At 64.0% G+C, this 6,481-nt stretch carries 6 protein-coding genes; 3 read left to right on the top strand and 3 right to left on the bottom strand.

The window, feature by feature from the left end:
* Positions 1-495 precede the first annotated feature (495 nt).
* Positions 496-1,653, top strand: a complete 1,158-nt coding sequence (locus tag ACFULT_RS21870; protein WP_378482449.1) for an alkaline phosphatase family protein — start codon at positions 496-498, stop codon at positions 1,651-1,653.
* Between the two features lie 73 nt (positions 1,654-1,726).
* The gene (locus tag ACFULT_RS21865) at positions 1,727-2,851 is read left to right on the top strand and encodes a hypothetical protein (RefSeq protein WP_378482448.1); all 1,125 of its coding nucleotides are present in this window, start codon (positions 1,727-1,729) and stop codon (positions 2,849-2,851) included.
* Positions 2,852-2,919: 68 nt separating this feature from the next.
* Here ACFULT_RS21865 and ACFULT_RS21860 read toward each other — a convergent pair whose 3' ends face one another.
* From ACFULT_RS21860 to ACFULT_RS21850, 3 genes are read right to left on the bottom strand one after another with little or no spacing between them, the layout of a single operon-like run.
* Entirely contained in the window at positions 2,920-3,321 is a 402-nt protein-coding gene (locus ACFULT_RS21860; RefSeq protein WP_037105392.1) for a RidA family protein, read from the bottom strand.
* 12 nt (positions 3,322-3,333) lie between these two features.
* Entirely contained in the window at positions 3,334-4,092 is a 759-nt protein-coding gene (locus ACFULT_RS21855) for an IclR family transcriptional regulator (protein ID WP_378482447.1), read from the bottom strand.
* On the bottom strand, positions 4,089-5,087 hold the full coding sequence (locus ACFULT_RS21850; RefSeq protein WP_094721182.1) for a sugar kinase: 999 nt from the start codon (positions 5,085-5,087) through the stop codon (positions 4,089-4,091). The genes ACFULT_RS21855 and ACFULT_RS21850 overlap by 4 nt, the downstream gene beginning before the upstream one ends.
* Positions 5,088-5,191: 104 nt before the next feature.
* Here ACFULT_RS21850 and ACFULT_RS21845 point away from each other — a divergent pair, with 104 nt between their 5' ends.
* Entirely contained in the window at positions 5,192-6,475 is a 1,284-nt protein-coding gene (locus ACFULT_RS21845) for an alanine racemase (protein ID WP_037105384.1), read from the top strand.
* The last annotated feature ends 6 nt before the right edge of the window (positions 6,476-6,481 follow it).

Below are 6,481 nucleotides of genomic sequence, written 5' to 3'. Positions count from 1 at the left end.
CTCTCCGTAAAAGACTCTAGAAACAACAATCCGAAGATCGTGAATCAGTCAAATGACATCAAGTCCAAATCACTAGCAAAAAAACTCAACTAGCACTAAATTTTCGTCAACCACAATCCGACGGGAAGAAGGACCGCAGCCGACACACCCACACTAAAAAGCATGAGCGCCTAAAACATTCGGCACTGACATTCATCGACACACTGTTGAGTTCTCAAAGAACACGCACACACCGTCGTATCCGCTTTCGCTTCTACTTCGGGGCTTACACGCTCATGTCCCTCACGGAGTAAACTCTTACCTCGTAAGGGGCTGCCAGTTCGATCTGCGTCCAACCTCGTGTCCCGCACCTTTCGGTCCGGGTTGGTGTCCGTGTCGCTCTGACTCGACAAAAGTTACGCCAAGAAGAACTCCTTCGCAAATCGCCTGGTCAGGCGCTTGGACGAGTTAACAACAGAGGCTGCGCGGTGCCGCTCCGGCGCATACGGTTGCGTCATGCTGCTTTCACCGCGCTATGGAACCGGGGCCCTGTCCGATGTGGTGCCGTCCGTGGTGGCTCATCTGACGGGCAATTCGTCTGCCGACAGACTCGGTCTCGATCTCCACGGTGTCCGACGAGCGTGTGTCCTGATGGTCGACGGACTCGGCAGCGAGCAACTTGCCGACCATCCGGAAGACGCTCCCTTCCTCACCGCGCACACCACTCGATCGATCACCGCGGGTTTTCCCAGTACGACGGCGACGAGTCTCAGCTCGCTGGGCACAGGGCTCACTCCCGGAGAGCACGGTGTCGTCGGATATCTCGTCGCGCTTCCAGGCCACAAGCGCCTCATGAACAGTCTTCAGTGGAAACTTCACGGGACGTCCGCGTCCGAGGAGTTACCGACTGATGTGGTTCCGGAGCACTTCCAGCCGACACCGACGGCGTTCGAGCGTGCGCGTGACGTCGGCGTCCGCGTTGTGCACGTAGGTCCGTCCATGCAGGCAGGTTCCGGATTGACACGCGCTTCTCTTCGCGGAGCCGAGTTTCGCAACTCGGTCTCCCTTGCCGATCTCGCGGCCGGAACACTCGACGCGCTCGACGCTCCCGGCCCGACGTTGGTCTACGCCTATCACGGCGACCTCGACCTGGTAGGTCATGTCCGGGGGCCGAAATCGCACGCGTGGCGCCTGCATCTTCGTCACGTCGACCTGCTCGCCGAATCGATCGCCGATGGTCTCCCGCCCGACGGCGCGCTGATCGTCGTCGCCGACCACGGAATGGTCCAGATCGACCGGCGGTTCGATTACGACTCGACCCCGGAGCTGCGGGATGGCGTCAGGCTCCTGGGCGGGGAGCCTCGGATGCGCTACCTCTACACACGGCCAGGAAGCAGCGTCGACGTGCAGGCAACGTGGAAGGAGATACTCGGGGAGCACTTCCTCGTCGTCACCCGTGAAGACGCGGTGTCACGAGGCTGGTTCGGTTCGACGGTATCCGTCGAGGTCGCCGAACGAATCGGAGACGTGCTGGCCCTCGCAAAGGACGAATCAGCCGTGGTGAGAACCCAGGCGGAGGCGAACGCGTCGGCCCTCGAGGGGCACCATGGATCGCTGACGTCCGCCGAGTTGCTCGTTCCGGCGACGGTCGTCCGGGCGGACAGGCGCCGCTGACCGATCCTTGTCGGTACCCCGCGATAACTTCTGTTCGATCGAATGTTCGAAGTTCGCTGGAACGGGGAGAAGTATGCCGAAGCACAACGGCCTTGACCTTGACGCTGCAACGCAGTCCGACTGGACGACGTTCACGACCGAGTTGGCTGACCACCTGGCGTCGCTGGAACCAGGTGCGGAGCTGTCGATATCTCCCGATTTCGAGCCCGAGGGCTCACCGCGGCGAGCAATGCTTCTTCGCCTGACGAGCGAAGGGACGCTCGTGTGTGCGTCGTCGGGGCTCGGTTCTCCCCCGCCTCCGTGGCAACCGGCCGAGGCCGACGGAATCTTCGTCGTCGAGGACGGCGCAGCGTGGGTCGACCGGTTGTGTTCGACGGTCGTCGAGCAGATCCGATGCGCGTGGAACATCCCGCATCCCTCGTTCCTCTTCCGGCCTGGGGCGAAGGCACCGACTGCACCGACACCCGACGAGTCGGCCTGTCCCCCGGATGTGGCGGGTGCGTTGCTGGAGACCTTCGGGGATCGGGTGTCGGTCACGCCCGACGGAGTCGTCAGCATCACCATGGGGCCGGTCATCGCATACGTCACTGCTGCAGGCGTAGACGAGATCCGCATTCATGCGCTCGTCGTCGAACGTATTGCCGGGCGAACACGGGCTGCGGAGGTCGTCGCGGATCTCAATCGCCGGCACCCGCGGCTGAAGTTCCTGTTGGTCGAGGACCGTGTCCATGTCGCGTGCACGATCGACGCCGATCCGTTCGTCCCACAGCACGTGATGAATGCCGCAGGCCGCCTTGCGACGTTCGCGGCGACGGTCGACGAGGAGTTCGCCGATCACATCGGGGGTGTTGTTCCCGCCCTCGACGCGACCGATCGGAGCGACGGGTCCGCGGACCCCAGCGACGAGGAACTTCCGGCAGAACTGATGACGTTGCTGGAGATGGATGCGGAGTCCGGTGGCGAGGTCGACGCCGACGACATTTTGTCCGTCTGTGGACCTGATTGCACGAAGATCGGACGTTTCGAGACGTTCTGCGCCGAACAAGCCGAATCGTGGCGCGAGTACGCACAGGAAGCCATGCTTCGTGGAGACTCCGGGGCGGCCGAGGAGTGCGCTCTGGAGGCGGTTCCGTGGGACCGAGTTGTCCGGGCACTTCGGAGCGCTCTGGTAGCGATCAAGAATCTCGACAACGCCTGAGCCCGCCGGGCCTCCGTCGACCGGCCGTGCTTCCACGAAAAGAGCCCGGCCGGTCGTCGGACCTGACATCAGACAATCGCGACGGCGTCGATCTCGACGAGCATTTCTTCACGGGGCAGACCAGTGAATACTGTTGTGCGGCTGGGCAGAACATCCCCGCTGGTGTACTTCTGGACGAACTCGCCGTACGCGTCGTTCATGACGGCGAAGTCCTCGCGCTTGGTGAGGTACACGCGGAGCATGACGACGTCGTCGAAGGTCGCACCGCTCGCTTCGACGATCGCACGCACGTTCTCGAGTGTTCTCGTGGTCTGGGCGGCGACGTCGCCCGGGTACAGGTACTCACTGGTCTTCGGATCGACCGGTCCCTGGCCGGAGACCTGCACGAACGGACCCTTGCGCACCCCCTGGGAGAACGTGTGTGCGGGTGCCGGTGCCCCATCGGTTCGAACTGCGATCTTTTCGCTCATTACTTTCCTTTCTTACGAGGTCTTCTCGGTCGGCTTCCAACCGAGATCGGCCGAAATGGCTTCGGCGACAGCCAGAATTTCGGGTAATTTCCCGAGGACTTGTCCGTGGTCGAGGAGCATGTCCGGTACCGACATCGACACCGCCGCGACGGTTCGTCCGGTGCCGTCGAGGATCGGTACACCCACGCAGTTGACGAACGTCTCGTGTTCCTCGTGGTCCTCGGCGTAGCCCTGCTCGGCTACGAGGTCCAGTTCAGCGAGGTACCGCTCGGCGGAATCTATGGTTCGGTCGGTGAACCGCACGTACTCGATGCGTTGCGCGATCTGCCGCTGCTCGGCACGTGGGAGTGCGGAGACCAGCACCTTTCCCACGGCCGTGCAGTGCAACGGGGCGGGTCTTCCGATACGCGAGTACATCCGGACGCTCTGCGTCGCATCGAATTTGTCGATGTACACCGCCTCGCCACCCTCGAGGGTTGCCAGGTGGATCGTCTGTCCGGTTGCGGCGTTGAGCGCAGCGAGGTGCGGCCTCGCTACCGTGCGCACATCCCGCTGTTCGAGTGCGCGGTTGGCGAGTTCGAAGAATCGTGACCCGAGCACGTATCGGTGGTCGGCGTCGTGCTGGACGAAGCGGTCCGACTCCATGGTGCGCAGCAGTCGCAGCACGGTTGTCTTGTGCACGTCCAGTTCTCGGGCGAGCTGGTCGAGCGACCTCGTCTCCTCCCCCAGGAGGCCGAGGATGGTCAACGCTCGGGACAGACTTTGGCTCATTGCGCCACCAGATCAGCGAATCGTGCCGAGTTCCACTCCGCGTCGGGGAGGGCCAGCGCCGCGGCGAGCCGAGAGGGATCAGCGACCTCGGCCGCGTCACCGTGTGCGGTCAAGGCTCCTGCCGCGCAGAGGTGGCCGAGCCGGACCCTGTCCACAGCCGAGCGCCCGGTCAGCAAACCGGCAAGAAATCCGCCTGCGAACGCGTCGCCCGCGCCGATTCTTTCCACGACGTCGAGTGTGAGGGCAGGAACGTCGACGCGCGACGATCCGTCGAATGCGGTCACGACGTGCGCGTCGTTCTTGACCACCAGGTGACGCGGTTCCGGGAACTCCGCGCGCAACGCTGCGGGATCGTCGATCCCGAAGACCTCGTGCGCCTCGTCGGCACCCATCAGCACCACGTCGCTGCCGCGGACATGGTCAGCCAGCACGGAGGATGCGTCGGAGATTCTCGAGCCCCACAGCGCGGGCCGAAAGTTCAGGTCGAAGCTGACGGTCGTCGCGGACGCCAGCAGTGCCCTGGACATCGACTCGGCCGAGGCCGACAAAGCGACGGTGATTCCGGAGAGGTGGACGATGTCCGCCGTCTCGATCACGGTGGGAACCAGGTCGTCGGCTGACAGAGCGCTGGCAGCCGATCCAGTCCGGAAGTACGTCATGCGACTCTCGCCGCGCGGCAGATCGTGTCCGACACCGGTGCCGGCTCCGCGTTCCTTGACGTAGATCCCCGTCGGACGCACAGGGTCGACCGACACGGCAGATACGTCGATACCTGATTCGCCGAGTTGGCGTAGCAGGTATCGGCCGAATCCATCGTCTCCGACCCGTGACAACCAGGACGTGGACACACCCAGCTGGACGAGGACGCGTGCCACGTTGGCTTCGGCTCCACCTGCTGAACGTCGAAACGAATCCGAGTCTTCGAGGGCGCCGGGCTCGGCAACGAGAACCACGAGTCCTTCTCCGACGCATACCGCGCGAGGCGATGAAAGCAAGAGATCTCCTTCGAATGCTTGCGAGCCGGCCCCTGTTGGATGCACACTACTAACCACAAACATTTTGCGCAACAGCCGTTGCATATTACGCAACGCGCACCCGCTTGGAGGTCTCCACCTTGATCGACACGCACGCCGTCAACGCCCTACGAGCGCGAACGATCGGACCCGAACACAAGTCGGTTCCACCCCACGCCTGGGGACGTTCGATCGAGGAGTTCGTCCGAGAAGCACCGTCGGCGACGTCCTTCCAGACGCCGCTGTTGACGCTCGACGACAAACGAATCACTCACAACATCGAGGTCATGGCCGCCTGGGCTGCCGAGGCGGGTGTGAAACTCGCGCCGCACGGCAAGACGACGATGGCTCCGGCGCTCTGGAAACGCCAACTCGATTCCGGTTCGTGGGCAATCACATTGGCGACCATCTGGCAGGTGCAGTTGGCGAGAACGTTCGGCGTGCAACGCATCATGTTGGCCAACGCCCTCGTCGACCCGGTCGGTCTCGCCTGGCTGGCACGGGAACTCGTCGAACATCCGGAGTTCGAATTCTACTGCTGGGCAGACGGACTCGGTACCGTCGAGGCAATGAACGCAGCCCTGTCCGACGCAGGCGCAACCAGGCCGGTCCACGTCGTCGTCGAGCTGGGCGGCGAGCACGGCAGAACCGGTGCGCGCACGATCGACGAAGCTCGTGCGGTCGCCGACGCCGTCGCCGCGTCGCCTCGTCTGGCACTCGCGGGTGTCGGAGGATACGAGGGCGCCCTCAGCCACGATCGGTCCGAGGCCGGCCTGAAGGCCGTCGCCGACTACCTCGATGCCGTCGCAACGCTCCATCGAGAACTCGACGCAGCAGGTCTCTACGGCGAGCACGCCGTGGTCACCGCGGGCGGAAGCGCGTATCAGGACATCGTGGCCGCGCACCTGGCGCCGCTGGCCGACGAGGACGGCGCACGCGGCGTCGCGACCACGGTGGTGCTCCGGTCCGGGGCGTACATCATCCACGACGACGGGTTCTACTCCCAGATCTCGCCGATGATCCCGAGCCGTTCGGACCATCCACTCGAAGCTGCGATGCACGGCTGGGCGCGCGTCGTGTCGCGCCCGGAGCCGGGCCTCGCGCTCCTCGATGCCGGTAAGCGGGACCTCCCCTACGACGAGGGTTTGCCCACTCCGCAGTCGGTCGACGGCGAGATCACCGCCCTCAACGACCAGCACGCCTTCCTGCGGTTCGCCCCGGACGCCAGCGCGGCTCCGATCGGAAGCGTTGTTCGCCTCGGTCTTTCGCATCCGTGCACTGCCTTCGACAAGTGGCGGCTGATCCCCCTCGTCGACGATGCAGGCAGCGACGATCCGCGCGTCGTCGACCTCGTCCACACCTTTTTCTAGGAGCCA

It is taken from the genome of Rhodococcus sp. NPDC057297, from assembly GCF_042667435.1.
In the GTDB taxonomy this organism is placed as follows: domain Bacteria; phylum Actinomycetota; class Actinomycetes; order Mycobacteriales; family Mycobacteriaceae; genus Rhodococcoides.
Note: the sequence above shows the minus strand (reverse complement) of the source record. Positions and strands in the feature narration are given on the sequence as shown.

Excerpts from the sequence above, each read along its gene's own strand:
- ACFULT_RS21870 (WP_378482449.1), top strand. The coding sequence starts at position 496 with ATGCTGCTTTCACCGCGCTATGGAACCGGGGCCCTGTCCGATGTGGTG.
- ACFULT_RS21865 (WP_378482448.1), top strand. The coding sequence starts at position 1,727 with ATGCCGAAGCACAACGGCCTTGACCTTGACGCTGCAACGCAGTCCGAC.
- ACFULT_RS21860 (WP_037105392.1), bottom strand. The coding sequence starts at position 3,321 with ATGAGCGAAAAGATCGCAGTTCGAACCGATGGGGCACCGGCACCCGCA.
- ACFULT_RS21855 (WP_378482447.1), bottom strand. The coding sequence starts at position 4,092 with ATGAGCCAAAGTCTGTCCCGAGCGTTGACCATCCTCGGCCTCCTGGGG.